This window comes from Nonomuraea sp. NEAU-A123, from assembly GCF_018603905.1.
Classification (GTDB): Bacteria; Actinomycetota; Actinomycetes; order Streptosporangiales; family Streptosporangiaceae; genus Nonomuraea.
Genome location: NZ_JAHFZZ010000038.1, coordinates 1 through 26,115, shown reverse-complemented (window position 1 = coordinate 26,115; position 26,115 = coordinate 1). Strand labels below are relative to the sequence as shown.

At 70.9% G+C, this 26,115-nt stretch carries 28 protein-coding genes; 13 read left to right on the top strand and 15 right to left on the bottom strand.

From position 1 onward, the window contains the following. Positions 1 to 14: 14 nt before the first annotated feature. The 3 genes from KLK06_RS55700 (at position 15) to KLK06_RS55690 (ending at position 2,645) form a co-directional block, all read left to right on the top strand. Positions 15 to 353, top strand: coding sequence for a DUF2809 domain-containing protein (locus KLK06_RS55700; RefSeq protein ID WP_214644014.1), 339 nt, complete (start codon positions 15 to 17; stop codon positions 351 to 353). A 9-nt stretch (positions 354 to 362) separates the two neighbouring features. After that, complete coding sequence (locus tag KLK06_RS55695) at positions 363 to 989, top strand: Pr6Pr family membrane protein (protein WP_214644013.1); 627 nt, start codon at positions 363 to 365, stop codon at positions 987 to 989. Between the two features lie 126 nt (positions 990 to 1,115). Continuing rightward, on the top strand, positions 1,116 to 2,645 hold the full coding sequence (locus KLK06_RS55690) for an amino acid permease (RefSeq protein WP_214644012.1): 1,530 nt from the start codon (positions 1,116 to 1,118) through the stop codon (positions 2,643 to 2,645). Here KLK06_RS55690 and lipB read toward each other — a convergent pair. Genes lipB through KLK06_RS55670 form a run of 4 tightly spaced genes read right to left on the bottom strand, consistent with a single transcriptional unit; the run spans position 2,642 to position 4,958 of the window. Beyond that, complete coding sequence (gene lipB, locus KLK06_RS55685; RefSeq protein ID WP_214644011.1) at positions 2,642 to 3,277, bottom strand: lipoyl(octanoyl) transferase LipB; 636 nt, start codon at positions 3,275 to 3,277, stop codon at positions 2,642 to 2,644. The two genes, KLK06_RS55690 and lipB, sit on opposite strands and share 4 nt — an antisense overlap. 20 nt (positions 3,278 to 3,297) lie before the next feature. Continuing rightward, the gene (locus KLK06_RS55680; RefSeq protein ID WP_214644010.1) at positions 3,298 to 3,480 is read right to left on the bottom strand and encodes a PspC domain-containing protein; all 183 of its coding nucleotides are present in this window, start codon (positions 3,478 to 3,480) and stop codon (positions 3,298 to 3,300) included. 60 nt (positions 3,481 to 3,540) lie between these two features. Further along, positions 3,541 to 4,047: an HAD domain-containing protein gene (locus tag KLK06_RS55675; RefSeq protein WP_214644009.1), complete on the bottom strand. Its 507-nt coding sequence runs from the start codon at positions 4,045 to 4,047 to the stop codon at positions 3,541 to 3,543. Next, the gene (locus KLK06_RS55670) at positions 4,044 to 4,958 is read right to left on the bottom strand and encodes an AraC family transcriptional regulator (RefSeq protein WP_214644008.1); all 915 of its coding nucleotides are present in this window, start codon (positions 4,956 to 4,958) and stop codon (positions 4,044 to 4,046) included. Before KLK06_RS55670 ends, KLK06_RS55675 begins: the two co-directional genes overlap by 4 nt. Before the next feature lie 74 nt (positions 4,959 to 5,032). Between KLK06_RS55670 and KLK06_RS55665 the strand changes: the two genes are divergently transcribed. Further along, complete coding sequence (locus KLK06_RS55665) at positions 5,033 to 5,845, top strand: NAD(P)H-binding protein (RefSeq protein ID WP_250907556.1); 813 nt, start codon at positions 5,033 to 5,035, stop codon at positions 5,843 to 5,845. On the opposite strand, the gene KLK06_RS55660 is transcribed toward KLK06_RS55665, so the two are convergent. Genes KLK06_RS55660 through KLK06_RS55635 form a run of 6 tightly spaced genes read right to left on the bottom strand, consistent with a single transcriptional unit; the run spans position 5,846 to position 12,059 of the window. Beyond that, positions 5,846 to 6,628, bottom strand: a complete 783-nt coding sequence (locus tag KLK06_RS55660) for an ABC transporter ATP-binding protein (RefSeq protein WP_214644006.1) — start codon at positions 6,626 to 6,628, stop codon at positions 5,846 to 5,848. Next, on the bottom strand, positions 6,628 to 7,569 hold the full coding sequence (locus KLK06_RS55655; protein WP_214644005.1) for an ABC transporter ATP-binding protein: 942 nt from the start codon (positions 7,567 to 7,569) through the stop codon (positions 6,628 to 6,630). Before KLK06_RS55655 ends, KLK06_RS55660 begins: the two co-directional genes overlap by 1 nt. Further along, entirely contained in the window at positions 7,569 to 8,408 is an 840-nt protein-coding gene (locus KLK06_RS55650) for an ABC transporter permease (protein ID WP_214644004.1), read from the bottom strand. Before KLK06_RS55650 ends, KLK06_RS55655 begins: the two co-directional genes overlap by 1 nt. Beyond that, positions 8,405 to 9,319, bottom strand: a complete 915-nt coding sequence (locus KLK06_RS55645) for an ABC transporter permease (protein ID WP_308168964.1) — start codon at positions 9,317 to 9,319, stop codon at positions 8,405 to 8,407. The genes KLK06_RS55650 and KLK06_RS55645 overlap by 4 nt, the downstream gene beginning before the upstream one ends. A gap of 2 nt (positions 9,320 to 9,321) precedes the next feature. Continuing rightward, positions 9,322 to 10,929 (bottom strand): ABC transporter substrate-binding protein, encoded by a 1,608-nt coding sequence (locus KLK06_RS55640; RefSeq protein WP_214644003.1) that lies wholly within the window; start codon positions 10,927 to 10,929, stop codon positions 9,322 to 9,324. After that, the gene (locus KLK06_RS55635; protein WP_214644002.1) at positions 10,926 to 12,059 is read right to left on the bottom strand and encodes a C45 family peptidase; all 1,134 of its coding nucleotides are present in this window, start codon (positions 12,057 to 12,059) and stop codon (positions 10,926 to 10,928) included. Before KLK06_RS55635 ends, KLK06_RS55640 begins: the two co-directional genes overlap by 4 nt. Positions 12,060 to 12,174: 115 nt before the next feature. On the opposite strand from KLK06_RS55635, the gene KLK06_RS55630 reads away from it, so the two are divergent. Together KLK06_RS55630 and KLK06_RS55625 are read left to right on the top strand one after the other, a co-directional pair. Next, positions 12,175 to 13,056: a MurR/RpiR family transcriptional regulator gene (locus tag KLK06_RS55630; protein ID WP_214644001.1), complete on the top strand. Its 882-nt coding sequence runs from the start codon at positions 12,175 to 12,177 to the stop codon at positions 13,054 to 13,056. A gap of 41 nt (positions 13,057 to 13,097) precedes the next feature. Continuing rightward, positions 13,098 to 13,928, top strand: a complete 831-nt coding sequence (locus KLK06_RS55625; protein ID WP_214644000.1) for an undecaprenyl-diphosphate phosphatase — start codon at positions 13,098 to 13,100, stop codon at positions 13,926 to 13,928. Here the strand turns inward: KLK06_RS55625 and KLK06_RS55620 are convergent. Next, positions 13,897 to 15,072: an MFS transporter gene (locus KLK06_RS55620; protein WP_214643999.1), complete on the bottom strand. Its 1,176-nt coding sequence runs from the start codon at positions 15,070 to 15,072 to the stop codon at positions 13,897 to 13,899. The two genes, KLK06_RS55625 and KLK06_RS55620, sit on opposite strands and share 32 nt — an antisense overlap. Before the next feature lie 83 nt (positions 15,073 to 15,155). Here KLK06_RS55620 and KLK06_RS55615 point away from each other — a divergent pair, with 83 nt between their 5' ends. From KLK06_RS55615 to KLK06_RS55605, 3 genes are read left to right on the top strand one after another with little or no spacing between them, the layout of a single operon-like run. After that, entirely contained in the window at positions 15,156 to 15,473 is a 318-nt protein-coding gene (locus KLK06_RS55615) for a helix-turn-helix transcriptional regulator (RefSeq protein WP_214643998.1), read from the top strand. Then, entirely contained in the window at positions 15,460 to 18,024 is a 2,565-nt protein-coding gene (locus tag KLK06_RS55610) for an ATP-dependent RNA helicase (RefSeq protein WP_214643997.1), read from the top strand. The genes KLK06_RS55615 and KLK06_RS55610 overlap by 14 nt, the downstream gene beginning before the upstream one ends. Positions 18,025 to 18,070: 46 nt before the next feature. Then, the gene (locus KLK06_RS55605) at positions 18,071 to 18,769 is read left to right on the top strand and encodes a hypothetical protein (RefSeq protein ID WP_214643996.1); all 699 of its coding nucleotides are present in this window, start codon (positions 18,071 to 18,073) and stop codon (positions 18,767 to 18,769) included. 70 nt (positions 18,770 to 18,839) lie between these two features. On the opposite strand, the gene KLK06_RS55600 is transcribed toward KLK06_RS55605, so the two are convergent. Continuing rightward, the gene (locus tag KLK06_RS55600) at positions 18,840 to 20,015 is read right to left on the bottom strand and encodes a pyridoxal-phosphate dependent enzyme (RefSeq protein ID WP_214643995.1); all 1,176 of its coding nucleotides are present in this window, start codon (positions 20,013 to 20,015) and stop codon (positions 18,840 to 18,842) included. 58 nt (positions 20,016 to 20,073) lie between these two features. On the opposite strand from KLK06_RS55600, the gene KLK06_RS55595 reads away from it, so the two are divergent. The 3 genes from KLK06_RS55595 to KLK06_RS55585 are packed head-to-tail and all read left to right on the top strand — an operon-like array spanning position 20,074 to position 22,520. Beyond that, positions 20,074 to 20,904 (top strand): SPFH domain-containing protein, encoded by an 831-nt coding sequence (locus tag KLK06_RS55595; RefSeq protein ID WP_214643994.1) that lies wholly within the window; start codon positions 20,074 to 20,076, stop codon positions 20,902 to 20,904. Beyond that, positions 20,897 to 21,058: a hypothetical protein gene (locus KLK06_RS55590; protein ID WP_214643993.1), complete on the top strand. Its 162-nt coding sequence runs from the start codon at positions 20,897 to 20,899 to the stop codon at positions 21,056 to 21,058. The genes KLK06_RS55595 and KLK06_RS55590 overlap by 8 nt, the downstream gene beginning before the upstream one ends. A 19-nt stretch (positions 21,059 to 21,077) precedes the next feature. Continuing rightward, the gene (locus KLK06_RS55585) at positions 21,078 to 22,520 is read left to right on the top strand and encodes an amidase (RefSeq protein WP_214643992.1); all 1,443 of its coding nucleotides are present in this window, start codon (positions 21,078 to 21,080) and stop codon (positions 22,518 to 22,520) included. Between the two features lie 13 nt (positions 22,521 to 22,533). On the opposite strand, the gene KLK06_RS55580 is transcribed toward KLK06_RS55585, so the two are convergent. Then, positions 22,534 to 23,424 carry a LysR family transcriptional regulator gene (locus KLK06_RS55580; RefSeq protein WP_214643991.1) on the bottom strand — a complete coding sequence of 297 codons (891 nt, stop codon included), beginning with the start codon at positions 23,422 to 23,424 and terminating at the stop codon, positions 22,534 to 22,536. 70 nt (positions 23,425 to 23,494) lie between these two features. Between KLK06_RS55580 and KLK06_RS55575 the strand changes: the two genes are divergently transcribed. Next, complete coding sequence (locus KLK06_RS55575) at positions 23,495 to 24,811, top strand: FAD-binding oxidoreductase (RefSeq protein WP_214643990.1); 1,317 nt, start codon at positions 23,495 to 23,497, stop codon at positions 24,809 to 24,811. A gap of 3 nt (positions 24,812 to 24,814) precedes the next feature. Here KLK06_RS55575 and KLK06_RS55570 read toward each other — a convergent pair whose 3' ends face one another. Both KLK06_RS55570 and KLK06_RS55565 read right to left on the bottom strand, forming a co-directional pair. Then, entirely contained in the window at positions 24,815 to 25,660 is an 846-nt protein-coding gene (locus tag KLK06_RS55570; RefSeq protein WP_214643989.1) for an aldehyde dehydrogenase, read from the bottom strand. 179 nt (positions 25,661 to 25,839) lie between these two features. Next, the coding region (locus KLK06_RS55565; protein WP_214639903.1) for an aldehyde dehydrogenase family protein at positions 25,840 to 26,115 on the bottom strand (276 nt) is incomplete at its 5' end.

Sequence of the window (26,115 nt, the reverse complement as noted above, 5' to 3'; positions counted from 1 at the left end):
CTAACGTGAGCGGGATGTCTCGCTGGCCCGTACTCGCCGCCGCCGTTGTCACCGTCGTGGCCGGGCTGGGGGTGCGGCTGCTGTGGGACGGCCCGTTCGCCAAATACGCGGGCGACGCGCTCTACACGGTCCTGATCTACCTGCTCATCGTGCTCGTCCTGCCGCGCGTCCGGCCGCTGCGGGCCGCGCTGGGGGCGGCCGGGCTGAGCTGGGCGATCGAGTTCGCCCAGCTCTGGGAGATCCCGCCGCTGCTCCGGCCGCTGCTGGGCAGCACCTTCAACGCGCCCGACCTGTTCTGGTACGCCGTGGGGGCCGCGATCTCGTATGCGGTGCATATGCGGTTCGCCGATTAGTCTGGCCGGATGCGGGTGGGCTGGCGGTTACTCCTGGTCGGTGCGGCCGTTGCCGGGATCGTCTGCACCTGGGTGTCGATCCGTACGCCGTGGGTGTACTTCACCGTCCAGAGCAACCTCATCCTGGCGCTCTACTACGGCTGGCGGCTGCTGGGCCGCGAGACGTCGGCGACCATCAAGGGCGCGGTCACGCTCTACCTGGTGATCACCGGCCTGGTCGCGCACTTCACGCTGGGGCACGGCGCGAACCCGCTGCCACTGCTCGCGGGCGGCACCAGGCAGATCGGCAACTTCCTGCTGCACTACGTCACACCGGTCATGGCGCTGACCGACTGGCTGGCCTTCGACCGGGATCGGCGCCCGCGCTGGGCCGACCCGCTCATCTGGCTCGCCTTCCCCCTGGTGTACGGGGCGTTCGTGCTGCTGCGGGCTCCCACGTTGCCGGTGACCATGTCGCGGCGCTACGTCTACCCGTTCCTGGACGTGGACCGGCTCGGATGGAGCGGTTTCACGCTGGCCGGACTGGCGCTGGCCGGTACGTTCGTCGCCATGGGCTACCTGCTGGTCGGCCTGCACCGGTTCGCCGCGCTCGACCGCAGGAAGCCCGGCACGGCGATCCCGGACAGCCGTATTTAGGTAAAGAACGGTCCTTACCAGCTCGAAACTCCGCTGTAACGCCTTGCCTGTGAGATGGAAATGGTCTAGACCTAGACCAAATACCCAGAGAGTCCCCTCCTTCACATACCCCCCAGGGAGACCTCAATGACCACAGAAGAGGATTCCAAGCGCCTCGCCGAACTCGGTTACAAGCAGGAACTGGCGAGGACCTGGAGCGGTTTCTCCAACTTCGCCATCTCCTTCTCCATCATCTCGATCCTCGCCGGCTGCTTCACCACCTTCGGCCAGGCCTGGAACAACGGCGGCCCCATCGCCATCTCGTGGGGCTGGCCGCTGATCTCCGTGTTCATCCTGATCATCGGTCTCTGTATGTCGGAGCTGGTCTCCGCGTACCCGACGGCGGGCGGCATCTACTGGTGGGCCGCCACCATGGGCAAGCCGATCCACGGCTGGTTCACCGGCTGGCTCAACCTCATCGGCCTCATCGCGGTCACCGCGTCGGTCGACTACGGCTGCGCCACGTTCCTGAACATCACCATCAACCGGCTCACCGGCGGCGGCTGGGATGCCTCGCTCGGGAACGCGTTCCTGCTGTTCGTGATCATTCTGGTGCTCCACGCGCTGATCAACATCTACAGCCACCGGCTCATCTCGCTGCTGCAGAACGTCTCGGTCTGGTGGCACGTGGCGGGTGCCGCGATCGTGGTGGCGATCCTGATCTTCGCCCCGACCCACCACCAGACGCTCGGCTTCGTCTTCACCGACACCATCAACAACTCCGGCTTCGGCAACGGTGAGGGCGGCATACCGTTCTGGTTCTACGTGCTGCCGCTGGGCTTCCTGCTCACGCAGTACACGATCACCGGCTTCGACGCCTGCGCGCACGTGTCGGAGGAGACGCAGGGCGCCTCCACGGCGGCGGCCCGCGGGCTCTGGCAGTCGATCTTCTACTCGGCGATCGGCGGCTGGGTCCTGCTGCTGGCGTTCCTGTTCGCCGCGACGAACGTGGACGAGATCAACAAGCAGGGCGGCTTCGTGGGCGCCATCTTCGAGACCGCGCTCTCCTCACCGCTGGCCACCGCGATCTTCGCGATCTCCACAATCGGCCAGTTCTTCTGCGGGATGAGCTGCGTGACCTCGATGTCGCGGATGACCTACGCGTTCTCGCGAGACGGTGCCATCCCGGGCTGGCGGCTGTGGTCCAAGGTCGACCGCAACCGCACGCCGGTCAACGCCATCATCGCGGGCTGTGTGGTGGCCGCGCTGATCACGCTGCCCGCGCTCTGGGCGCCGGCGGGCTCGACCACTCCGGTGGCCTTCCTCGCCGTGGTGTCGATCGCGGTCATCGGGCTCTATCTGGCGTTCCTCATCCCCATCTGGCTGCGGCTGCGGATGGGCGACAAGTTCCGGCCCGGCCCGTGGACGCTTGGCCGGAAATATCGGGCCATGTGTTGGATCGCCTGCATCGAGATCGTGATCATCTCGATCTACTTCATCATGCCGATCAAGCCCTCGGCGATCCCGGGCAACGAGAAGTTCACCTGGACGGACGTGAACTACGCGCCGGTCCTGGTCGGGGTCGTACTGATCGGCATCGCCCTGTGGTGGAAGCTGTCGGCCAAACACTGGTTCACCGGGCCACGCAGGACGGTCGACGAACTGCCCACGCCTTAGGACGCCTCGAAAGCCGTGGCCACGGCCGAGCGGACGGTCTCCATCGACGTGGCCTCGAGCTCTCTCTTGAGAGAGGTCATGTCCACGTCGGGCATGCCGCAGGCGACGGCCCAGTGCCACGGCTCCAGGTCGCCGTCGACGTTGAGCGCGAAGCCGTGGCTGGTGACGCCACGGCTCTGCCTCATGCCGATGGACACGACCTTGCGCCCCGTCTCGGACGTCCAGACGCCGGTCAGCAACTCCGACCCGGGCGGGGTGTCGCGGCGCTCCGCGGGCAGGCCCAGCGCGCCCAGCGCCGCGACCAGCCGGAGCTCCACCTCCCGCACGTAGTCGACGATGCCCTCCTCCTCGCCCAGCTTGACGATGAGGTAGCCGACGAGCTGGCCGGGGCCGTGGTAGGTGAGCTGGCCCCCGCGGCCGGTCTCGACCACGGGGATGCCGCGCGACGGGTCGGGCAGGTGGGTCACCGGTGTGCGGCGGCCGATCGTGTAGACCGGCGGGTGGCTCAGCAGCCAGAGCGTGTCCGGGCGCTCGTCCCGTTGGCGCTCACCGACGAGGTCGGTCATGCGCTCCATCGCCTTGTCGTAATCGACGAGCTCATCCTGGACGAGTGTCAGCGGCCTTGCCCTCATGCGTTCCAGGATAGGTCGCCCTAGTAGCGCTTCGGCTCCTCGGGGACGAGGATCCACATGGCCACGTAGACCACCCAGAGCGGGCCTGGGATGAGCGACAGCAGCAGCCAGAGGATCCGGACGAGGGTGGGAGACCAGCCCAACTTGTCGGCGAGACCGCCGCAGACGCCGGCCAGGATTCTGTGCTCTCGTGAGCGGTACATCGTGTTCCTCCGTTGGTTGCACCTACTTGAGAAACGGATAGTCAGGCAGGAGATATCCCACTAGGAACCCCGAGAAAACCCTGAGAGGGTCAGCCACTCGTGCGCCTGGGCGAGATGTCGGCTGGTCAGACCCTCTCTGGGATCAACATGAATGAGCAGGAAATCATCGAGACCCTGAGTGCCCCTGAGGTATTCCTCGTCCTCCAGCCACACCTGGTCGTCGAACCACACGAACGGCCTGCGCTCGACATAGGCCGCCACATGCGGCGTCTTGAACATCTCGCCGTACAGACTGCCATGGTCCGGCCCCATGGGTATGACGGGCAGCTCGGGCAGGCCGATCCGGGGCCCGATCCACTCGTTGGCGTGCTGTTCCCAGGTCGTCGCCCAGACCAGCTCGGCACCGGTGACCAGGGCCAGCTCCAGCAGCCTGGTGCCATGCCTGGGGTTGAGGTGCACGGTGTAGGCCTCCTCGCCGACCTTGCACTCGTACCGGCGGAAGTCGGGTGTGGGCCGCCTGAACGGGTTGAGCACACCGTCGACGTCCAGCAGCAGCAACGGTCTCATCGGACGGCCCGATGCTGCTGCGGGCTGACGCCGCGCACCCGCTTGAAGGCCGCGCTGAGCGCGAACGGGCTGCCATAGCCGACCTGCCTGGCCACCGAGCCGATCGTCGTGTCGGGCTCGCGCAGCAGGTCGGCGGCCAGAGCCAGCCGCCAGCCGGTCAGGAACGCCATGGGCGGCTCGCCGACCAGCTCGGTGAAGCGCCTGGCCAGCGAGGCCCGCGAGACGCCCACCTGCGCGGCCAGCGTGGCGACCGTCCACGGGTGGGCCGGGTTGTTCTGCAGCATCCGCATCGCCCGGCCGACCACCGGATCGCTCTGGGCCCGATACCAGGCCGGCGCCTCGTGGGTGGCGAACCAGGACCGCAGCACGGAGATGAGCAGCAGGTCGAGCAGCCGGTCGAGGACCGCTCCCTGCCCCGGCTGGTCCTTGACGATCTCGGTGGCCAGCAGCGGGAGGAGCGGGTCGCCCCGCTGGACCAGCAGCGTGGGCAGCGCCTCCAGCAGCCGCCTGCTCACCTCCCCCTCCATGTGGTAAGTGCAGGTGATCATCACGGTGCCGCCGTCCGTGGCGTTGCCCCAGGTGCGTACGCCCAGGTCCAGCTCCTGGTAGAGGGACTGTCCGTCGATCGTGGCGCAGCGCTGGCCGGGGTGGATGACGACCTGCGGCGGCGTGGCGGGGTCGTCGGCCACCGTGTACGGCTTGGGCCCGCGCACGATCACCACCTCCCCGGGGCGCAGCATGGTGAGGTCACCGTCGTCGGGCACCACCCACGCCTGCCCGCGCACCATCACCACCACGGTGAGCGGCGCCTCGTCCTGAATCCGCAACGACCAAGGCGGATCGAGGATGGAGCGGAGCATGAAGGCGCCCCTCGCCCGCGGACCGTCGAGTAGAGCGGCAAGCTGGTCCATGGGTTAGACGATCGCATATGGGATTGCGCTTCTCAACGATGGAGAGTCTCAGCCTTTGGCGGCTTACTGGAGCCATGACAACTTTGGTGCTGGGCGGCACGGGCAAGACCGGCCGCCGCGTGGCTCACCGACTCACCGTTCTCGACCATCCGTGGCGGATCGGCTCACGCTCCGCAAGACCGCCCTTCGACTGGACCGACCGGTCGACGTGGGCGCCGGCGTTGGACGGCGTCGACTCCGTGTACGTGACCTACTATCCCGACCTCGCCTTCCCCGGGGCGCTCGACAACGTTCAGGCGTTCGTCTCGCTCGCCGTGGCGGGCGGCGTCGGGCGGCTGGTCCTGCTGTCCGGCCGGGGCGAGCCGATGGCCGAGGCGAGCGAGCGGGTCGTCCAGACGTCGGGGGCCGACTGGACGATCGTCCGGTGCAGTTGGTTCATGCAGAACTTCAGCGAGGGCTACCTGCTGGACGCCGTGCTCGACGGGGTCATCGCGCTGCCGATCGCGGACGTCGCCGAGCCGTTCGTGGACGTGGACGACATCGCCGACGTCGTGGTGGCGGCGCTGACCCGGGACGGCCACACCGGCAAGCTGTACGAGCTGACCGGGCCGAGGCTGCTCACGTTCACGGACGTGGCCGCCGAGCTGTCCAAGGCCACGGGCCGGGACATCTCCTACGTGCCGGTGACGGCCGACCAGTTCGCGGCGGGGGCCCGCGAGCAGGGCGTGCCCGAGGACGAGATCGAGGGGCTCAACGGGCTGTTCGCCGAGGTGCTCGACGGCCGCAACGCGCACCTGGCCGACGGCGTACGCCAGGCGCTCGGCCGACCCGCCCGGGACTTCTCCGACTACGCCGCCGCGAACGCGTCGACCTGGACCGTGCGCTAATTAGCGCACCACCTTGGCCGGGTCCCAGCCTGGGCCGGGCACGGAGGCCAGCAGCAGGCGCGTGTAGGGGTGCTCGGGCTCGGACAGCACCCGCTCGACCGGGCCCCGCTCCACGACCACCCCCCGGTGCAGCACCAGCGTCTCGTCGCACAGATGCCTGACGACGGCCAGGTCATGGCTGACGAACAGCAGGGCCACGCCCGAGTCGCGGCGTACCTGGGCCAGCAGCTCCAGGATCTGGGCCTGGATGGAGACGTCGAGCGCGGCCACGGCCTCGTCGAGCACGAGCACCGACGGCTCGACCGCGAGGGCCCTGGCGATCGCGAGGCGCTGCCGCTGGCCGCCGCTCAGTTGGTGCGGGCGCGCGCCGGCCTCGCGGCTGCCGAGGCCCACCTGGTCGAGGAGTTCGGTGGCGCGGCCGACCGGCTTGCCGTGCAGGCGGAGCGAGGTGTGCAGGCATTCGGTCGCGGTCAGCCGGGGGTCCAGCGAGAGGTAGGGATCCTGGAAGACCATCTGGATCTCGCGGGCCCTGCGCAGCCTGACCGCCTTGCCGCGCTCCTTCGGGCCGCGGGCGCGCCCGGCCACGGTGATCGTGCCGGAGTCGGGGGTGACCAGGCCGACCAGCATGCGGGCGATCGTCGTCTTGCCGGAGCCGGACTCGCCGACCAGGCCGAGCGAGCCGCCCGGCGGCAGCTCGAAGGAGACCTCGTCGGCCGCCACGGTGCTCTGGAAGGACTTGCAGAGCTTCTGTACGACCAGCATCGAGTCTGGTACGGCCGGCATCAGGCCTCCACGAGGCGGCAGGCGGCCGAGCCGCCCGCGACGGTCAGGGGGTGCGGCTGCCAGGTGTCGCACTCGGCGCTCGCGTGCGGGCAGCGCGGCGCGAACGGGCACCCGGTGAACGCGTCGTCGAGCGACGGCGGCCGCCCGGGGATGGGGCGGATCGGGCGCGGGTCGCCGAGCTCGGGCGTGCAGGCGAGCAGCCCGGCGGTGTACGGATGCCGCGGATCGGCGAACAGCTCCTTGGCCGGCCGGGACTCCACCACCGTCCCCGCGTACAGCACGTGCACCCGGTCACAGTAGGCGGCGGCCAGGTGCAGGTCGTGCGTGATGAACAGCATGCCGAGCTCCCGTTCGGCCTGGATACGGCGGAGCAGGGCGAGCGTCTCGGCCTGGGTGGTGACGTCGAGCGCACTGGTCGCCTCGTCGGCCAGGAGCAGCGCCGGATCGGCGGCCAGCGCGGCGGCGATGACCACACGCTGGAGCATGCCGCCGGACAGCTCGTGCGGGTACTGACGGACGCAGAGCTCGGGGTCGCGCATGCCGACGGCGGCCAGCAGCTCCAGCGCCCGTGCCCGCGCCTCGGCCTTGGGCCGGCCCAGGGTGTGCACCATGCGTTCGGTGAGGAAGTCGCCGATCCGGCGTACCGGATTGAGCGACGAGCGCGGATCCTGGTAGATCATCGACACCTGCGAGGCACGCAGGTCTCTGAGCGCGGCGGGGCTCATCGAGAGCACGTCGACGCCCGAGACCAGCACCCGTCCCGACGCCGTCGCCCCCTGCGGCAGCAGGCGCAGCACCGCGCGGGCGATCGTGGACTTGCCCGAGCCGGACTCGCCGACCAGGCCGACGACCTCGCCCTTGCCGACGCTCAGCGACACCTCGCGCAGGATCGGCCGCCGGCCGCCCGCCTCGATCGTGAGGTCCTCCACGGAGAGCAGCATCAGGTTCCCCTCACGCCCATGCGGTCGGCGAGCCGTACGCCGATCACGTTGAACGACACGACCACCAAGGCGATGGCCGCACCGGGCACCAGCACGGGCAGGAAGGCGCCCTGGACGATCGCCGGCTGCCCCTCCTTGACCATGAGGCCCCAGTCGGACGACGGCGGCTGTGCGCCGAACCCCAGGAAGCTCAGCGTGGCCAGGCTCATCAGCCCCTCGCCGAACAGCACCACGAGGTAGCCGACGATCGAGCGGGCCATGTTCGGCACCAGGTGGCGCACGCAGATGGCCAGTCCGCCCATGCCCTGCACCCGATAGGAGTCGATGTACGGCTTGCCGCACTCGGCCAGCGCGACGCTCCTGGTGTACTTGGCGATGGTCGGCGCGTAGGCCAGGCCCAGCGCGATGACCGCCGTGGTCATGCCGTTGCCGAAGACCGCCACGATCAGCACCACGAACAGCAGCCCGGGGAAGGCGTACATCACGTCGGTCACCCTGGACACCACGGCGTCGACCCAGCCCCGGTGCCAGGCCGCCAGCGTGCCCAGGGCGACACCGAGGGCCGAGGCGATGGCCAGCAGCAGGAGCGGCCCGACCAGCGAGGTGCGGGCGCCGTACAGGATCCGGGTGAACAGGTCGCGGCCCGACTGGTCGGCGCCGAGCAGGTGCTCGGGCGAGACCGGCGCGAGCGAGGCGGCGAAGTCGACCGCGTCCGGCTCGAACGGCGTGACCAGCGGCGCGCACACCGCGGCGACCACGACCAGGGCGAGGAAGGCGGCGGCGAGCAGGTAACCGAGCGGCCGGGCGGGCCGCGGGGACAGGGTTGCCACTGCGGTCATGTGCTCCTCCTTGCTCGGGGGTCGATCAGCGGCTGGACCAGCTCCACCAGCGTGGTCACCAGGATGTAGGCGGTGACCATGAGCAGCAGCACCGCCTGCGTCACGGGGAAGTCGTGCGTGTTGATCGCGTTGACCAGCAGCGAGCCGATGCCGCTGAGGCCGAACGCGGTCTCCACGGTCACCGTGCCGGCGAGCATGCCGGCCGTCACCAGCCCGCACATGGTCACGATCGGGCCGAGCGCGCCGCGGAACACGTGCCTGACCACGATCAGCCGCTCGGCCAGCCCGGAGGCGCGGGCGACGGTCACGTGGTCGAGCTCGCGCTGCTCGACCATGGCCTGCCTGGTGACCCGGCTGATGATCGCGAGCGCGCCGAGCGCCAGCGTCACGGCGGGCAGGGTCAGGTGCCAGAGCGAGCCGCCGCCCATGACCGGGAACCAGCCGAGCCGGACGCCGAACAGCGAGATCAGCACGGTGGCCACCACGAACGGCGGCACGGAGGTGGCGAACGTCGTGCCCGCCACCACCGCCGCGTCGGTCCGCCCGCCGCGTACCGCCGCCAGCACGCCCAGCGCGATGCCGAACACCACGAACAGCACGGCCGCGTAGGCGACCAGCCCGAGCGTGCTCGGCAGCCGCGCCGCCAGCAGGTCGCCCACCTGGTCGTTGTACTGCGTCGACCGCCCCAGGTCGCCGGTCACGGCGTCGCCGAGCCAGCGCCCGAACTGGACGAGGAACGGGTCGTCCAGGTGGTATTGGGCGCGGACGGCCGCCAGATATTCGGGCGTCAGGTTCTCCTTGCCGCCCGCCAGGAACGTCACCGGGTCACCGGGCGCCGCGTACGACGCCCCGAAGATGACGAACGAGGTGACCAGCAGCGTCGCGAGTACGCCCGCCAGCTTGCGGATCACGGTCAGCCCTTGGCACCGAGATCGGCGGCCCACGGGTAGCCCATGTAGACCTGGGAGGCGGGCGGCCCCGTCACCTTGCCGCCGAGCACGACCGCGGACGGCACCTCGACGAGCGAGATCCACACCATGTCGGCGGTGAACCGCCGCTGCAGCTCGATGACGTCCTTGGCGCGCTGGGCGTCGTCGGTGCCCGCCAGCGCCTTCGCGACGAGCGCGTCGTAGTCGGGCGAGCTGAAGCCGACCCAGTTGTTGGCCGAGCCCGTCAGCCCGTTGTCGTAGAAGCCGATCGGGTCGGACTTGGTGATGTACCAGTCGTCGGGCACCAGGTCGACCTGGGCGCGCAGCGACTTGTCGGTGTAGAAGCTGCCGAACTCCGACGGCGGCACGGTCTTGATCTGCGCGGTGAGCCCGATCTTCTTGGCCGCGTCGACCACCGCGTTGGCGATCACCGTACGGGCCTCGTCCCCGTTGGTGGCCACCACGATCGGCTCCTTGGGCGTGCCGGCCTCCTGCACGAGCTTCTTGGCCTCGTTGAGCGACGGCGTCTCGGGCGCGCCCGGCAGTTGGTCATAGGCCGTCTGGAAGGCCTGCTTCTCGTACGACCAGGCGCCCGCGCCCACCGGCACCTTCCACGGCCTGGCCAGCCCGGCGAACCCGGACTTGGCGATGCCCGCCCGGTCCACCGCCAGCGACAGCGCCCGGCGGATCTTCGGGTCCTTCATCACGCCACGATCGGTGGGCAGCAGCACGAACACCCGCGTGGTGGGCCCATAGGCGACGCTGACCGCCTGGTTGCCCTGCAGCGCGACAGCAGGGCCGGTTTCGGAGAGGTACGCGCCGTCGGCCGCGCCGGTCGTCAGGCTGTTGACCAGCGCGGTGTCGGCGGCCCACTTGAAGGTCACCGTCTTGGTGAGCGGCTTGACGTCCTTGTTCCAGTAGGAGGCATAGCGCTCGATGGACAGCTCGGTGCCCGACTTCCAGTCCTTCACCAGGTATGGCCCGCTACAGGCGTCCTCGTGGCCCGGTGTGCCGTACTCCTTGCCGAGCTTGTCGACGATCTCCTTGTTCAGGACGATGCCACCGCCGCCCGCCATGGCCTGGACGAACAGCGCGTTCGGCTTCTTGAACGCGATCGTGACCTTGCCCTCGCCGGACTTGGTGATCGAGTCGACGTCCTCGAACTCGTCGGACTCGTCCATGCCCTCGCCCGCGTGCCGCTTCAGGCTCCACACGACGTCGTCGGCGGTGACCGGCGAGCCGTCGTGGAAGGTGGCGTCCTTGCGCAGGGTCAGCACCATGGTCTTCGGGTCGGGCTGCTCGATCTTCTCGGCCAGCCACGGCTTGACCGTCATGTCGGGCTGCGTCTGCATGAGCCGTTCGCAGACGTTGGCCATGACCGTGCGGTTGCTGGTGTTGCCGTCGATGTCCATGTCCAGCGTGCCGGGCTCCTCGTCGAGCAGCCAGGTGGCCGAGTCGAGGGCGCCCGTCGCCTTGGCCGTCTGGTTGACCAGGGTGAGCTTGGCCGGGTCGGGCGCCTTGGTGGTGGCGGCCGGGCCGCCGCACGCGGCGGTGAGCCCGATCAGACCGGCCAGGGCGAGTGTCTTCTTCACAACGTCTCTTCTCCGTGCGGTCCGTCGTAGAGGTTCCAGGGCACGAGTTCGTACTCGTGGTCGCAGGGCGTGCCGGCCGCGATCAAGTAGTCGCCCGTGGTGAGGTCGACGCAGCTCGACAGCAGGGTGGCCCACCGGTTCACGGGGGGCCGGGTCTCGTCCGGGTGGGTGCAGAGCGACTCGGGGTAGCCGAGGTGGTCGGACATGGCGTGCCTGATCAGCTTGCGGGCCTCATCACTGCCGGAGGCGTCCCGTACGGCCCGCAGCCCGCCCTCCGCGCGCGGCACCCGGAACAGCGAGTCGGCCGAGCCGGGGCGATAGGTGGCGGCGAGCTGGGGCGGCATGAACGCCTGGTAGTGGTTGCCGTGCACGAGCAGCCCGTCGGTGGGATACATCCAGCCGACCGGGCCCGGCGTGGTCTCCAGGTCGATCGCGAAGCCGTCGCGATGGGTGATCAGCGCGTTGCTGGCGATGTGGGCCCGCGATTTGGTCAGTGCCTCCAGTGCCGTGTTGAGGTCGGCGCTGTCGAGGACCCGGCGTCTGATCAGCGTCTGCGGCACGCCGATCGCGTCGTCGAAGCGCCCGCCGAGCCCGTTGGCGTTGAGCGCGATGCCCGCCGAGTTGGCCCCCTGCCGCCCGACCTGACCCGCCTCGACATGCATGATCACCGTGGGCTTCCCCGGCTGGACCACCCTGAGCACCATGAGCGTGTCGGACACGCCGTCGCGCCAGTCCCAGTTCTGGCCGGCGTAGACGTGGCCGTCGCCGGACGCCTGCTCCAGCAGGGCGAAGGAGGTGCACCCGTCGGGCTCCATGGAGTTGAACGTGGTGTCGTAGATGATCTCCCCGCGGGCGTTCAGCGCGACGACGTCGAGGAAGCCCAGGCCGGCGCCCTCGGCGACGCCCTCCATCTCCTCGACCAGGTCGGGGGCGAACGCCTTGCTCGGCTCCACCCAGCGCGCCGCCCGCTGCGTCACCTGCTCCCAGACCAGGCCGCTGGAGTGGCCGAACGCCTCGGTGTAGTAGGCCAGCGCGCGGTGGATCCGGTCGCGGGCCTGCTCGCCGTACTGGCGGCCGCGTTCTCGCGGACCACCGGCGATCTCGACGACGGGCAGGGAAGTGAGGCTCAATGGTTCTCCTTGGACCGGCCGATTGCCTGTAACGTTTGTTTCAGCAAGGCAACGAGTCTGTAGCGGTCGTTTCCAAGCAAGAGTAATGAGCGCTACACGGGAGTCAAGAGTCGTAATGGAAAATTCACACAGCCCGATCGAGCAGCTCAGGAGCGCGGTCAAGCAGCTCTGGGACGAGCTGTCGCCCGCCGAGCGAGCCGTGTGCCAGTTTCTGGTCTCCGCCGCGCCCGAGCAGATCCTCTTCTCCAGCGCGCAGGAGCTGGGCACGGCCTCCGGCACGAGCAACGCCACCGTGATCCGCACCATGCAGCGGCTCGGCTTCGGCGGGCTGCCGGGGCTCAAGCGGGCGCTGGCCGGCGAGTTCACCTCGGCGGTCGCGCCCGACGTACGCCTGCGGCAGCGCATCAGCCATGTGGGCCACGACCTTTCGGCGATCTGGACCAGGGTCTTCGACGAGGCCCGCGAGCGCGTCGACCACTGCCGGCGGCTCTATGACGCCGAGGCGTTCCAGCGCGCGATCGAGGTGATGGCCCACGCGAGCTCGGTGCTCGTCTACGGCGCGGGCGCCTCCGAGCCGTCGGCGCGCTACTTCGCGCTCAAGCTGGGCCGCCGCGGCCACCGCGCCCGCGCGGTCTCCGCCACCGGCTTCGCGCTGGCCGACGACCTGCTCTCGCTCCAGCACGGCGAGGCCGTCGTCATCTTCCAGCCCGCCCGCAAGCTCAGGGAGCTCACGGTCCTGATCGACCGGGCGCACGCGGTGGGCGCCGGCGTGATCCTCATCTCGGACGACCTGGGCGGCACCTTCGCCGACCGGGTCGACGCCGTGCTGGCCGCCCCCCACACCCCCACCGGCATCAGCGCAGAGCCGCTGACCGGCATCATCGTGGCCGACGCGTTGCTGCTGGCGCTCGACTCGGTCGACGAGACCCGCTCCGTCGAGCACTCCCACCAGCTGACCGCCCTCCGCGAGCAACTGCTCGGCCCGCGGATCCGCTAGCCTCGCCTCGTCACTTACGCGGGCGCAGGAAAGGTGAAGTCGTGATCGGCTGGCTCGAAGCGGTGGTGCTGGGGCTCATTCAGGGCCTTACAGAGTTCCTGCCGATCTCTTCCAGCGCCCATATCCGGGTGGTCTCCGCGTTCTTCGGCTGGCCGGATCCGGGCGCCGCGTTCACGGCGGTGATCCAGCTCGGCACCGAGACCGCCGTGCTGATCTACTTCAGGAAAGAGATCTGGGAGATCATCTCCACCTGGACCCGCGCCCTGTGGACACCGGCCCTGCGCAGCCACTACGCGGCCCGCATGGGCTGGTACGTGATCGTCGGCTCCCTGCCCATCGGCGTCCTGGGCATCGCGTTCAAGGACCAGATCGAGACGGTCTTCCGCGACCTGCGCCTGGTGGGCACCACACTGATCGTCTTCGCCCTCATCCTCTGGTTCGCCGACCACACCGCCCGCAACAAGCTCACGCTGGAGAAGCACCTGAGCTTCACGCACGCCATCGTGTACGGCTTCGCGCAGGCGCTGGCGCTGATCCCCGGCGTCTCCCGCTCCGGTGGCACGATCACGGCGGGCCTGCTGCTCGACTACCGGCGCGAGGACGCCGCCAAATACTCCTTCCTGCTGGCCATCCCCGCGGTCCTGTCGTCCGGCCTGCTGGAGGTCGCCCAGATCGGCAATGGTCAGGCCCCCGCCTGGGGCCCGACCATCGTGGCGACGGTCATCTCGTTCTTCGTCGGCTACGCCGCGGTGGCCTGGTTCCTGAAATACATCGGCAGCCACCGCTTCACCGCCTTCGTCATCTACCGCATCCTGCTGGGCCTGTTCGTCATCCTCGCGGTCACGATCGGCTGGATTCCCGCCCAGGGCTGACGGGCGCGCTCTCGCTCGGCGCGTCGGCCGGCTCCGACCGATAGGTCACCAGCGTGAACAGCAGCGCCAGCAGCCCGAGCCCGGTGGCCAGCACGACGACGCCCGTCCGGCCGTACCCGTCGAGCGCCAGGCCGCCGGTGATGCCCGCCACGAACAACCCGACGTACTGCGCCGACGCCAGTAGCCCGAGCCCGATCGGCACGTTGTGCGGCACGGCCGCGACGGTCCTGTACTGCTGCGCCGGCCCGACCAGCCAGCCGAGCGCGCCCCAGCAGAACGCCCACACCAGGGCGACGGGCAGCGCGAGGTTCGCGACCGGGATGAGCGCCATGAGCACCGTCGAGGCGCCTATGCCGATCAGCACCATCCGCCGCGGCCCGTACGCGTCGGTGAAGCGCCCACCGACCTGGTTGCCCACGATCCCACCGATCCCCCACGCCCACAGCACGGCGGGCAGCGGCAGGTCGAACAGCGAGCCGATGTAGGTGTAGGCGGCGAACGCGGCGGCGAACATCAGCAGCTGCGTCGTCAGCACCGCCAAGACGCGCCGGTCGGCCAGCGGGGCGAACCGATCGGCCAGCCGTCGCGTGGTCTCGATCATCACGTCGGGCACCACGGCGGCCACCCCGGCGAACCCGAGCACACCGAGCACGACCACCAGCCAGATCGTGGCCCGCCAACTCGACGCGGAGCCGAGCCAGGTGCCCAGCGGCACCCCGATCGCCGAGGAGACGGTCAGGCCGCCCATCACCAGCGCGAGCGCGCGACCACGCCGTTCCGGCGAGGTCAGCGCGGTGGCGACGCCGGAGGCGGTCGGCGTGAACATCGCCGCACCGGCCGCGGCGACCACGCGGGTGGCCATCACCAGCGGGTACGTGGGCGCCAGCGCGGTCAACGTGTTGCCCAGCACGAACACCCCCAGCGCGATCAGCAGCACCCGCCTGCGCGACAGCCGGGCGGTCAGGGCGGCGAGCGGCGGCGACAGCAACGCGTAGGCCAGCGCGAACACCGTCATCAACTGACCGGCCGCCGACGGCGAGATATCAAGGTCACGGGAGATGGGCGACAGCAGCCCGGCGGTGACGAACATGCCGGTGCCGACGGCGAAGTTCCCGAGCGCGAGGGGGTAGAGCCTACTGCTCACTGGATCTCCTTTAGTTGGATGCCCATCAAACTGACGCATAGTTGGATTGTTGTCAAACAATAAGACGGAGGTAAGGTCGGACCATGCGCCTGCTCCCACATCCGGCCACCGAGGACATCCAGCTCACCGAGGTGTTGCGCGCGCTGTCCGATCCCGTACGCATGGAGATCGTCATCCGGCTCGCCCTCCGCGGCGAGATGACGTGCACCACCGCGGGCGACGACCTCGGCGTCCACAAGTCGACCGCCTCGCACCACTACCGGGCGCTGCGCGAGGCCGGGGTGATCATGTCGAAGCAGGAGGGGCGGCTGAAGTACATCAGCCTGCGGCGCGCCGACCTCGACGCCCGCTTCCCCGGCCTGCTCGACTCGATCCTGTCGGCGGCCCATGTCCCGGTCTGACAGACGGCTGGGCTCTCCGGCTGATGGGCTGCCCATCCGGCATGTCCTGCCCGAGCTGCTCGGGGTGCTCGATCGCGCCGGCGCGGCCGTCCTGACCTCCCCACCCGGCACGGGCAAGACCACCGTCGTGCCGCTCGCGCTGGCGGAGGCCGGGCTACGCGTGCTGGTGGCGGAGCCGCGACGACTGGCCGTACGAGCCGCCGCCAAGCGGATGGGCGTCAGCTACACCATCCGCGGCGAGCGGCACACCGGCGCGAACCCCATGGTGGAGGTCGTCACCACCGGCGTACTCCTCCAGCGCCTCCAGCGCGACCAGGAACTGCCCGGCGTGGACGTGGTGATGCTCGACGAATGCCACGAACGCCACCTCGACGCCGACACCGCCCTCGCCTTCCTGCTCGACGTACGGGACACACTCCGCCCCGACCTACGCATCCTCGCCGCCTCGGCCACCGCGGACGCCGCCCCATGGTCCCGCCTCCTCGGCAACGCCCCGATCGTCCGCGCCTCGGGCGCGACCCACCCCGTAGAGATCGTGTGGACCCCACCGCTACGCCCAACGGCCCCACCCCACGGCCTCCGAGTCGACCCCGCCCTGCTCTCTCACGTCGCCCAGGTCGTACACCAAGCACTGGCGGAACAGGACGGCGACATCCTGTGCTTCCTCCCCGGCACGGGCGAAATCGCCAGAGTGGCCGCGATGCTCGGCACCGGAACGTCCAACGGCGGGATGCCTGGTGGCGTCGAGGTGCTTCAGGTGCACGGCCAGGCGCCGGCCCGGGTCCAGGACGCGGTGCTGTCACCCGGGTCGGCGCGCCGGGTGGTGCTGGCCACGTCGGTGGCGGAGTCGAGCCTGACCGTGCCCGGAGTGCGGGTGGTGGTGGACTCGGGCCTGGCCAGAGAGCCGCGCACCGATCACGCACGCGGGCTCGGCTCGCTCACCACCGTACGAGTCTCGAAGGCCTCAGCCGACCAGCGTGCCGGACGAGCCGGACGAGAGGCCCCCGGCACGGTGTACCGATGCTGGACAGCCGCGGAACACGAGCGCCTCGCCGACCACGCCCGGCCGGAGATCGCGCTGGCGGACCTCACGGGATTCGCCCTCCAGGCCGCCTGCTGGGGCACCCCCGACGCCTCCGGCCTCGCCCTCCTGGACCCACCCCCACCCGCCGCGATGACCGCCGCCACCCGCACCCTCCACACCCTGGGCGCCCTGGAACCGGCCCCCAACACCTCCGCCCACCCGCCCCCGTACGCGCTGAGCGACAACACCGACACCGGGACCGATGGGGCGACGGATGACGGAACCGATCAGGCGCCAAGCGACGGGGCCGATCGGGTGACATGGCGCGTGACCGAGCGAGGACGGCGAATGGCGCTCGTCGGCGTACACCCGCGCCTGGCCAGAGCACTCCTCGACCTCGGGCCGCGGGCAGCCGAGGTGGTGGCGCTCCTGTCCGACCAGCTCCCACGGGAGGCAGGTGACGACCTCGTAGAGATCTGGCGCTCGGCCCGCCACAGCCGCGACGGCTTCACCGCCCGCTGGCGCCAGGAGGTCCGCCGCCTCACCAGAAGCACCCCCCAAGCCCGGCCGGATGTGCGGGACATGACCGACGATGCGCTGGCCGGGCTGGCGGTGGCGTTGGCGTTTCCCGAGCGGGTGGCGCGGCGGCGTGGCGGCGGCTACCTGATGGCGTCCGGCACTCAGGCCCAGCTGGCCGAGGGGTCGCGGCTTGGCGAGGCGAAGTGGCTGGCCGTGGCGGTGGCGGACCGTCCCACCGGGTCAGCGTCGGCGCGGATTCGTCAGGCCGTGGTGATCGACGAGGAGACCGCCAGGCTGGCGCTCCCGGTCACCACCGAGGAGGAGATCGCGTGGCGGACCCCGCCGGGCGAGCGCCGCGGCGACGTGTCCGCCCGCGTGGTCGAGCGGCTCGGCGCGATCGAGCTCTCCTCCGCCCCGCTCAAGAACGCCGACGTGCGCGCGGCCATCCTGTACGGCCTGCGCACCGAAGACGTGCTGACCTGGACCAAGGAGGCCACCGCGCTCAGGGACCGCCTGGCGTTCTGCCATCGCGAGCTCGGCGACCCGTGGCCCCCGATGGACGACCTGACCGCCCTGGCCGAACGCTGGCTGGAGCCGGAACTCTCCCGAGCCCGTCGCCGCGCCGACCTGGAGCGCATCGACGTGGCCACCGCCCTGAAGCGGCTGATCCCGTGGAACCGTCGACTGGACGAGGTGGCGCCCGAGCGCATCGCGGTGCCGACCGGCTCCCGCGTCCGCGTGGACTATTCGGGCGAGCAGCCGGTGCTGGCGGTCAAGCTGCAGGAGCTGTTCGGCTGGACGGAGACACCGAGGATCGCCGGCGTACCGCTGCTCGTACACCTACTCTCCCCCGCCGGCCGCCCGGTGGCGGTCACCGCGGACCTCGCGTCGTTCTGGCGCGACGGCTACCGCGCGGTCCGCGCGGAACTCCGCGGACGCTACCCCAGACACCCCTGGCCGGAGGACCCACTGACAGCGGCCCCCACCCGCCGCGCAAACCCGAGATGACCCACGCCCCCGAACGACGGGCGAGCCGGGTGAGATGGAGTGCGAGATGACCGATGATCGGCTGCTTGAGGCGGTGCGTAACAACGCCGAGTGGTGTGACGCGGTATGCCGCTCGCACGGATCGCCCGGCACCTTCGGCGCGCTGAGCTGGACCCACCCCGGCGTCACCCCGCCCTACTACCCCGACGCCATCACCCTCACCCCGGACGCGACGTGGGCCGACCTGCTGGACGGGGTCGCGGGCAAGGAGAGCGCCTCCGTCAAGGACAGTTTCGCCGCGATCCGGCCGCCCGGGTGGGACCTGCTGTTCGAGGCCGAGTGGATCCACCGCCCCGCCCCCGCGAAGACCGGCGCGGCCATCGCCACCGCGGCAACCGGTGACGTCATCGACTGGGAGGTGGTCCGCGACCCCGGCACGCTCCGTGACTGGGAGCGCGCCTGCTTCCCCGGGCAGAACACCAACCTGTTCCGGCCGCCGTTGCTGCGTGCGGCCACCATGCTGGCGGGCCGGATCGGCGGCGACATCGTGTGCGGGGCCGCGCTCAACACGAGCGGCGGTGTCGTAGGTGTGTCGAACGTGTTCGCCTCCGGCTGCGACCTGGACGCCGCCTGGTCGGGCACGGTGGCGCTGGCGGCCGAGCTGTTCCCCGGCCGCCCGCTGGTCGGCTACGAGACCGACCCGGCCCCCGCGTCCCGGCACGGCTTCACCCCGATCGGCCCGCTCCGCGTGTGGCTGAAGGCGTGACCCCACACGCGCCGACCCGGCCCACAGACGCCGCCTCAGAGCACGTCACCGCGCAGCACCACACCCGACCTCACAACACGTCGTCCACCGTCGGGTTCGTCAGCACCTCGACCGTCTCCACCCCCACCCCCACATCCTTGAACCCGCTGGATGTGGCAATGCAGACCACCGGCCCGTCAAAGTCCCGCCCCAGCCTGCGATAGGCCGCCAGCCCCGCGGCCCCCGACACCTCCTGCCACAGCCCCCGAGCCGCGAGCGCCCGCTGCGCCGCCCGCATCTCGTCATCGGTGACCAGCAGCGCCTCGCCGCCGCTGTCGCGCACCACCCGTACGCCCCGGTGCCCGCCCACGGAGCAGCCGATGCTGTACGCCTCGGTGTGCTGGAGCGAGACGATCGCGGCCGGCGCGCCCGTGGCGACGGCCCGGGCGATGGGACCGCCCGCGATGGCCTCGCAGGAGAACATGCGCGGCGTCGTGCCCGCCAGCCCCAGCCGGCGCAGCTCGGTGAATCCCTTCCACACGCCATAGAGCAGCTCCGCGTAGCCCGTCGGCGCGAACACCGCCGCGGGCACCCCGCCGAGCTGCAGGAACAGCTCGTAAGCGATCGTCTTGTAGCCCTCGGGCCCGAACGGGTGCCCGGTGTGGGTGACGGTCAGGTTGCTGACCGGGTGGTAGCCGAGCCGGTCCACGATCTCGCGCATCAGCGGCCAGCGCGCCTCGACCGGCACGGCCAGCACCTTGGCCCCGTACGACCGGACGAACGAGTGGACGGCGGGCGGCGCGTCGGCCGAGGCGAGCACGATCGCGGGCAGGCCGGCGCGGGCGGCGTACGCGGCGGCCGAGGCGCCGTGGTTGCCCGACGAGGCCACCACCACGCCGGGCGCCCCCGCACCCAGCGCCGCGCTGACCGTGATCCGGTTGAGCCGGTCCTTGTGCGACCAGGTGGGATTGCGCGACTCATCCTTGACGTACACGCCTTCCAGCGGGATCAGCGGCGTGCCGCCCTCGCCCAGCGTGGGCGCGTGCAGCGGCGGCAGCAGCGGTGACCAGCGGGCGAGGTCGGGGCCCGGCTCCTGCTCGAACAGGCTCGCGCCGACCCGCGCGTAGTCGTAGTCGACCTCGACCGGGTAGGCCAGCGAGGCGGTGCTCGTCGTCGGGCAGCCACGGGTCAGCGGCGGCCACAGCGGATACGTGATCGAGGGATCGCCCAGGGAACGCTGGCCCGAGGCGAGAGATGGTCCGTTCACGCCGCCCAAGCCTAAACGCGCTATCATCGTGATATCACTTCGATAGCTAGGAGTCGGAATGGAAAGACGCGCTTTCCGCCTGAACGGTTTCCTCGTCCTGCTCGTCCTGCTGGTGCTCGCCGCGATCGCGGCCGTGGTGTCGCCGACGGTTCTGGGCCCCGCCTGGGTCGTCGTCTTCGTGCTGGCCGCCAGCGGGTTCACCGTGGTCAACCCCAACGAGGCGAAGGTGGTGCAGTTCTTCGGCCGCTACATCGGCACGGTCGAGGAGGCGGGCTTCACGTGGGTGCTGCCGTTCAGCAACAAGAGCAAGGTCACGCTCAGGGTTCGCAACTTCGAGACGGCCAAGCTCAAGGTCAACGACGCCGACGGCAACCCGGTCGAGATCGCCGCGGTGGTCGTCTACAAGGTGAGCGACGCGGCCAAGGCCAAGTTCTCGGTGGACGACTATGAGAACTACATCGCGATCCAGTCGGAGGCCGCGGTGCGCCACCTGGCCACCACCCACCCGTACGACTCGCACGACCCCGGGCGCACGAGCCTGCGCGACGGTGCGGAGGTGGCCACCGAGCTCACCGCCGAGCTGCGCGACCGCACCGAGCTGGCCGGGATCGAGGTCCTGGAGGCCCGCATCACGCACCTCGCGTACGCCCCGGAGATCGCCCAGGCCATGCTGGTCCGCCAGCAGGCCGGGCAGGTCGTGGCCGCCCGCACCCGGATCGTCGAGGGCGCGGTGGGCATGGTTCACCTCGCGCTCGACCGGCTGGCCGCCGAGGGGGTGGTCGAGCTGGACGAGGAGCGCAAGGCGCAGATGGTCTCCAACCTCCTGGTCGTCCTCTGCGGTGACCGGGCGATCCAGCCGGTGGTGAACACCGGCAGCCTGTATGCCTGAGCGTAAGAAGCTCCTGCTGCGCCTCGACCCGGCCGTCTACGACGCGATCGCCAAGTGGGCGGCCGACGATCTCCGCAGCGTCAACGCGCAGATCGAGTACGCGTTGCGGCTCGCGCTGAAGCAGGCGGGCCGGGAGCCTCGCAAGGAAGAGTGAAAACCCGCACACTTTAGGCATGTTGTGGGCAGGCAGGTCCGCCATCGAGATAGCGACAGCCGTACGTCAAGGTGAGGTGACGGCCGCGGCCGTCGTCGAGGAGCATCTTCACGCGATCGCCGAGCGCGATCCGGGAGTCGGGGCGTTCCGCCTGGTCAGGGAGCGGGCCGTGGACGAGGCGCGGGCCCTGCAGCAGCGCCGCGACCTCGCGGAGTTGCCGCTCGCCGGCGTGCCCGTGGCGGTGAAGGACAATCTGGAGGTCGCGGGCGAGGCCACGCGCGGCGGATCCGCCGTGACGGCGGACACGCCCGCGCCCAAGGACCACGAGACGGTCGGCCGGCTGCGGGCGGCCGGCGCGGTGATCATCGGGCTGACCAACCTGCCCGAGCTGGGCCTGGTCGCCTTCGGTGACAGCGCCTACGGCATCGTACGCAACCCCTGGAACCTCGCCCGTACGGCCGGCGGCTCGTCGGCGGGCAGCGCCGCGGCGGTGTCGGCCGGGATGGTGCCGGTGGCGCTGGGCAACGACGGGATGGGCTCGCTGCGCATCCCTGGCGCGTGCTGCGGGGTGTTCGCCATCAAACCGGGCACGGGCCTCGTCCCTCCGCCGACGGAGGATTGGGGCGGCCTCACTGAGAACGGCCCGCTGGCCAGGAACGTGCCGGACCTGGCGCTGATGCTCTCCATCCTGGCCGCCGACCAGGGCCTGGCTGAGGCGTGGCGGGGCGGCACGCGGGTGGAGCCCCGGCCGTCCCTGCTCCGCTCGGTCTGGGCCGACGACGACGAGGTGTGGGCCGCCCAGCCGCCGCCCGACAGCCCGGAGCCCTTCGACCTGCGTGTGGCCTACGCTCCGCAGCCACTGCCGGTCGGCCTGCCGATGGACCGGGAGTTCCAGGCGGCGGTGCGCGCGGCGGCCGAGACGCTCAGGGTCGCCGGGCACACGATCGTCGAGCACGACCGCCGCCTGCCGGCCGCGCTGGGCCCCGCCACGATCGCCACCTGGCTGACCCGTGCGTCGAGAGCGGCCGCCGACCTCGACCGGAGTCGCCTGGAACGCCGCACCCGCGGGCTCGCCCGCGCGGGCCGTGTGCTCCAGGCGCTCAGGCTGGACGGCGAGCGGGGCCGTGCCCGCTGGCACGGCTATGGTGCCGACCAGTGGTTCGGCGACGCCGACGTGCTGATCACGCCGACGCTGGCCGCGATCCCGCCGAAGGCCGACCGCTGGGGCGATCGCGGCTTCGCGCGCAACCTGCTGGCCAACATCAGGTACGCACCCGCCACGGGCGCCTGGAACATGTGCGGCTGGCCCGCGCTCACCGTCCCCATCGCCACGCACTCCAGCGGCCTGCCGATCGGCGTCCAGCTCATCGCCCCACCCGGCGGCGAACCGCAACTGCTTGGCCTGGCCGCCCAGCTCTCGGCCGCACACCCACCGGTCCGCCCACGGGGCTACTCGAACTGACTGTGCCCGACGCTCAGTCGAAGTCGGGCAGCCGACGGCGAGCGTGGTCGATGAACGCCCGCGCGGCGGGGCCCGACGACCCCGTGGACCGCCAGACGAGCGCCATCCGGCCGCGCATGCCCGGCTCGGTGATCTCCAGTACGTGCAGTTCGTCGCGCGCGGCGGCGACCGCCGACTCGGGCAGCACGGCCAGGCCGAGCCCCTTGGCCGCGAGTTGCCCCAGCACGTACGGCTCACTGGCCTCGAAGGCGACGTGTGCCGTGACCCCGGCGGCGGCGCACGCCTCGTCGAGGGCGGCCCGCAGACCGGTGCCGTGCGGCAGGCAGATCAGCGCCCGGTCCGCCAGCTCGGACAGCGTGATGGCGGGCTCCCCCACCAGGTCGTGGCCGAGGCCGACGGCGGCCACCAGCGCCTGGTCGAGCACCACCTGCGCGTCGAGCCCCGCCGGCACGCTCGATCCGATGCCCATGAGCCCGAGGTCCATCCGTCCCGCCCGCACCGCCTCGATCAGGCTCTCGGGGTCGGTCTCCCGGAGCGAGATCTCCACGGCCGGATGCCGCTCGTGGAACTCGGCCAGCAGCCCGGGCAGGTCGAGCACGGAGGGCGCGGAGACGGCGCCCATCACGACGTGCCCGCGCAGCAGCCCGGTGATCTCGTCGACGACCAGCCGGGTGGCGGCGACCGCCGCGAGCGCGGCCCGCGCGTAGGGCAGCACGGCCTTGCCGACCTCGGTGAGGCGCACCTGCCGCGCGGAGCGGTCGAACAGCGGCTGGCCCAGCTCCCGCTCCAGTTGCCGGATCTGCGCGCTCACCCCGGGCTGGGCCACATGGAGCCGGGCTGCGGCCCGGGTGAAGCCGGACTCCTCGGTCACGGCCACGAAGTATTCAAGCTGCCGAAGCTCCATAAGCAAGCATGCTAGCAGCCAGACAATCCATATCTTTGACTTCTGGATGAGACGCACACAGGCTGGAACCATGGACATGGTGAAGGGCCCGGTGTTCCGACCGGGTGATGAGGGATATGACAGCGAACGCGCCGGTTTCCAGGCACTCGCCCGCCACCGGCCGGACGTGATCGTCGGCGTGACGGACGCCGCCGACGTGCGCGCGGCCGTGGCCCACGCGGCGGCGAAAGGGCTGCCCGTGGCCGTACAGGCCACCGGGCACGGCATGCCGATCGCGGCCGACGGCGGCCTGCTCATCAGCACGCGCAGGATGACCGGCGTGCGGATCGACCCCGAGGCGGCGACGGCTCGGATCGAGGCCGGGGTGCGCTGGGAGCGGGTCATCGAGGAGGCGGCCCGCCACGGGCTGGCCCCGCTGTCCGGCTCGGCCCCGTCCGTCGGCGCAGTGTCGTACACGCTCGGCGGCGGGCTGGGGCTCATGGCGCGCCGCTACGGGTACGCCGTCGACCAGGTACGCGCCGTCGAGGTGGTCACCGCCGACGGCGAGTTCAGGGAGGTGACGGCCGCGACGGAGCCGGACCTGTTCTGGGCGCTGCTCGGCGGGCGGGGCAACTTCGGGGTGGTCACGGCGCTGGAGATCGGACTGGTCCCGGTGGCCGGACTGTACGGGGGCGGCCTGTTCTTCGATCTCGCCACCGGCGTGGTGAAGGGCTGGGCCGAGTGGACACAGGGGCTGCCCGAGGAGATGACCTCGTCCGTCGCGGTGATCCCGTTCCCCGATGCCCCGCAGGTGCCCGAGGTGTTCCGCGGGCGCCGCGTCGCCCACGTGCGGATCGCGTACACCGGCGGTCCGCAGGAGGGCGAGCGCCTGCTGGAGCCGCTGCGCGCGATCGGCCCCCGGCTCGTGGACTCGGTGAAGGAGCTGCCCTACACCGAGTCGGGCAGCATCCACAACGACCCGGCCGAGCCGATGGCCTACTACGCCACCCACTCGCTGCTGCGCGAGCTCCCCGCGCGGGCCGTGGACGCGCTGCTGGCGGCCGAGCGCGCCATTCTGGAGATCAGGCACATGGGTGGCGCGCTGGCCAAGCCGGGCCTCGGGCCCGTGGTCAACTCCGACGCCGAATACCAGGTCGGTGTCCTCTCCCGGCTCGCGCCGGGCGGCGACCCCGGCGAGGTGCGCCCGCTCCACCAGCAGGTCCGCGAGGCGCTGTCGCCGTGGGCCACCGGAGGCCGCAGCCTGAACTTCCTGTACGGCGAGAACACCACGCCCGACCAGGTGCGCCTGGCCTACGACCCGGACGACTACCGGCGGCTCGCGGCGCTGAAGGCCGTGTGGGATGCCGGCAACCTGTTCCGGCTCAACGCCAACATCCCACCGGCCTGACGGTCAGGCTCCCATCGGGTGCCAGACCGTCTTGGTCTCCAGGAACCGCGTCATGCGGGTGAGAGCCGGCGCCGCCCGCCAGTCCTCGTCCGACGGGCGCAGGACCCGCTTGAGGTTCTCCGCCGCCGCCTGCTCGCAGGTCAGCGCCAGGTCGGCGTCGGACACACCGGTCAGGTCCAGGCCGTTGACGTCCATGTGGGCCGCCAGCCAGGGCGCGAGCTCCCGCTGGTGACCCGTGAGGACGTTGACGACGCCGCCCGGCAGGTCCGAGGTGGCCAGCACCTCCGCCAGCGTGATCGACGGCAGCGGTGTCCTCTCGGCGGCGATCACCACGCAGGTGTTGCCCGTGACGATCACCGGCGCGACCACTGAGATCAGCCCCATCAGCGGGTCCTCGGGCGCGACGACCGCGACGACCCCCGTGGGCTCCGGTGAGGAGAGGTTGAAGTACGGGCCGGCGACCGGGTTGGCCGTGCCGTGCACGGAGGCGATCTTGTCGGACCAGCCCGCGTACCAGACCAGCCGGTCGACCGTGGCGTCCACGGCCTCCAGCGCCGCCTTCTTGCCGCCGCCCAGTTCCTCGGCGAACTGCGCGCGGCGGCCCTCCAGCATCTCGGCGATCCGGTAGAGGATCTGGCCCCGGTTGTAGGCCGTGGCGCCCGACCAGCCGGGGAACGCCTTGCGTGCCGCCACCACGGCGTCACGGACGTCCTTGCGCGAGGCCCGCGACGCGTTGGCGAGGAAGTCGCCCTTGGGCGAGGTCACGGCGTAGGACCTCCCGCTCTCGGAGCGCGGGAACGCCCCGCCGATGTACAGCTTGTAGGTCTTGCGAACGGCCAACCTACTCATCGCCGCGCCCCCTCCACATGGTCTCCTCCGACAGTTGGACCGGCGCGAAGACCTGACCGCACCGGCTCACGCCGCAGCGGTGGGCGTACCAGCCAGTGCGTACGGGCCGGCCCGCGCGGGCGAAGGCGTGGCCCCGAGTGGCCTGCTCCCGGCGTTCACCCCGGCGGGAACGGCGGTGCTCACACATCAAGGTAGGCCTCCAACCCGAGGAGGCCGCCTTCGCGGCCGTACCCGGACTCCTTGTACCCGCCGAACGGGGCGGTCGGGTCGAACCGGTTGAACGTGTTGGCCCAGACCACGCCGGCCCTGAGCTTGTCGGCCATCCACAGGATGCGCGACCCCTTCTCCGTCCACACCCCCGCCGACAGCCCGTACGGCGTGTTGTTGGCCTTCTCGACGGCCTCGGCCGGGGTGCGGAAGGTCAGCACCGACAGCACCGGCCCGAAGATCTCCTC

Coding starts and splice junctions, on each gene's coding strand:
- KLK06_RS55595 (WP_214643994.1), top strand. CDS start 20,074: ATGGAAAGACGCGCTTTCCGCCTGAACGGTTTCCTCGTCCTGCTCGTC.
- KLK06_RS55575 (WP_214643990.1), top strand. CDS start 23,495: ATGGACATGGTGAAGGGCCCGGTGTTCCGACCGGGTGATGAGGGATAT.
- KLK06_RS55670 (WP_214644008.1), bottom strand. CDS start 4,958: ATGGACCAGCTTGCCGCTCTACTCGACGGTCCGCGGGCGAGGGGCGCC.
- KLK06_RS55680 (WP_214644010.1), bottom strand. CDS start 3,480: ATGTACCGCTCACGAGAGCACAGAATCCTGGCCGGCGTCTGCGGCGGT.
- KLK06_RS55690 (WP_214644012.1), top strand. CDS start 1,116: ATGACCACAGAAGAGGATTCCAAGCGCCTCGCCGAACTCGGTTACAAG.
- KLK06_RS55660 (WP_214644006.1), bottom strand. CDS start 6,628: ATGCCGGCCGTACCAGACTCGATGCTGGTCGTACAGAAGCTCTGCAAG.
- KLK06_RS55650 (WP_214644004.1), bottom strand. CDS start 8,408: ATGACCGCAGTGGCAACCCTGTCCCCGCGGCCCGCCCGGCCGCTCGGT.
- KLK06_RS55700 (WP_214644014.1), top strand. CDS start 15: ATGTCTCGCTGGCCCGTACTCGCCGCCGCCGTTGTCACCGTCGTGGCC.
- KLK06_RS55695 (WP_214644013.1), top strand. CDS start 363: ATGCGGGTGGGCTGGCGGTTACTCCTGGTCGGTGCGGCCGTTGCCGGG.
- KLK06_RS55655 (WP_214644005.1), bottom strand. CDS start 7,569: ATGCTGCTCTCCGTGGAGGACCTCACGATCGAGGCGGGCGGCCGGCGG.
- KLK06_RS55615 (WP_214643998.1), top strand. CDS start 15,156: ATGCGCCTGCTCCCACATCCGGCCACCGAGGACATCCAGCTCACCGAG.
- KLK06_RS55580 (WP_214643991.1), bottom strand. CDS start 23,424: ATGGAGCTTCGGCAGCTTGAATACTTCGTGGCCGTGACCGAGGAGTCC.
- KLK06_RS55570 (WP_214643989.1), bottom strand. CDS start 25,660: ATGAGTAGGTTGGCCGTTCGCAAGACCTACAAGCTGTACATCGGCGGG.
- KLK06_RS55630 (WP_214644001.1), top strand. CDS start 12,175: ATGGAAAATTCACACAGCCCGATCGAGCAGCTCAGGAGCGCGGTCAAG.
- KLK06_RS55590 (WP_214643993.1), top strand. CDS start 20,897: ATGCCTGAGCGTAAGAAGCTCCTGCTGCGCCTCGACCCGGCCGTCTAC.
- KLK06_RS55610 (WP_214643997.1), top strand. CDS start 15,460: ATGTCCCGGTCTGACAGACGGCTGGGCTCTCCGGCTGATGGGCTGCCC.
- lipB (WP_214644011.1), bottom strand. CDS start 3,277: ATGAGGGCAAGGCCGCTGACACTCGTCCAGGATGAGCTCGTCGATTAC.
- KLK06_RS55675 (WP_214644009.1), bottom strand. CDS start 4,047: ATGAGACCGTTGCTGCTGCTGGACGTCGACGGTGTGCTCAACCCGTTC.
- KLK06_RS55585 (WP_214643992.1), top strand. CDS start 21,078: ATGTTGTGGGCAGGCAGGTCCGCCATCGAGATAGCGACAGCCGTACGT.
- KLK06_RS55665 (WP_250907556.1), top strand. CDS start 5,033: ATGACAACTTTGGTGCTGGGCGGCACGGGCAAGACCGGCCGCCGCGTG.
- KLK06_RS55605 (WP_214643996.1), top strand. CDS start 18,071: ATGACCGATGATCGGCTGCTTGAGGCGGTGCGTAACAACGCCGAGTGG.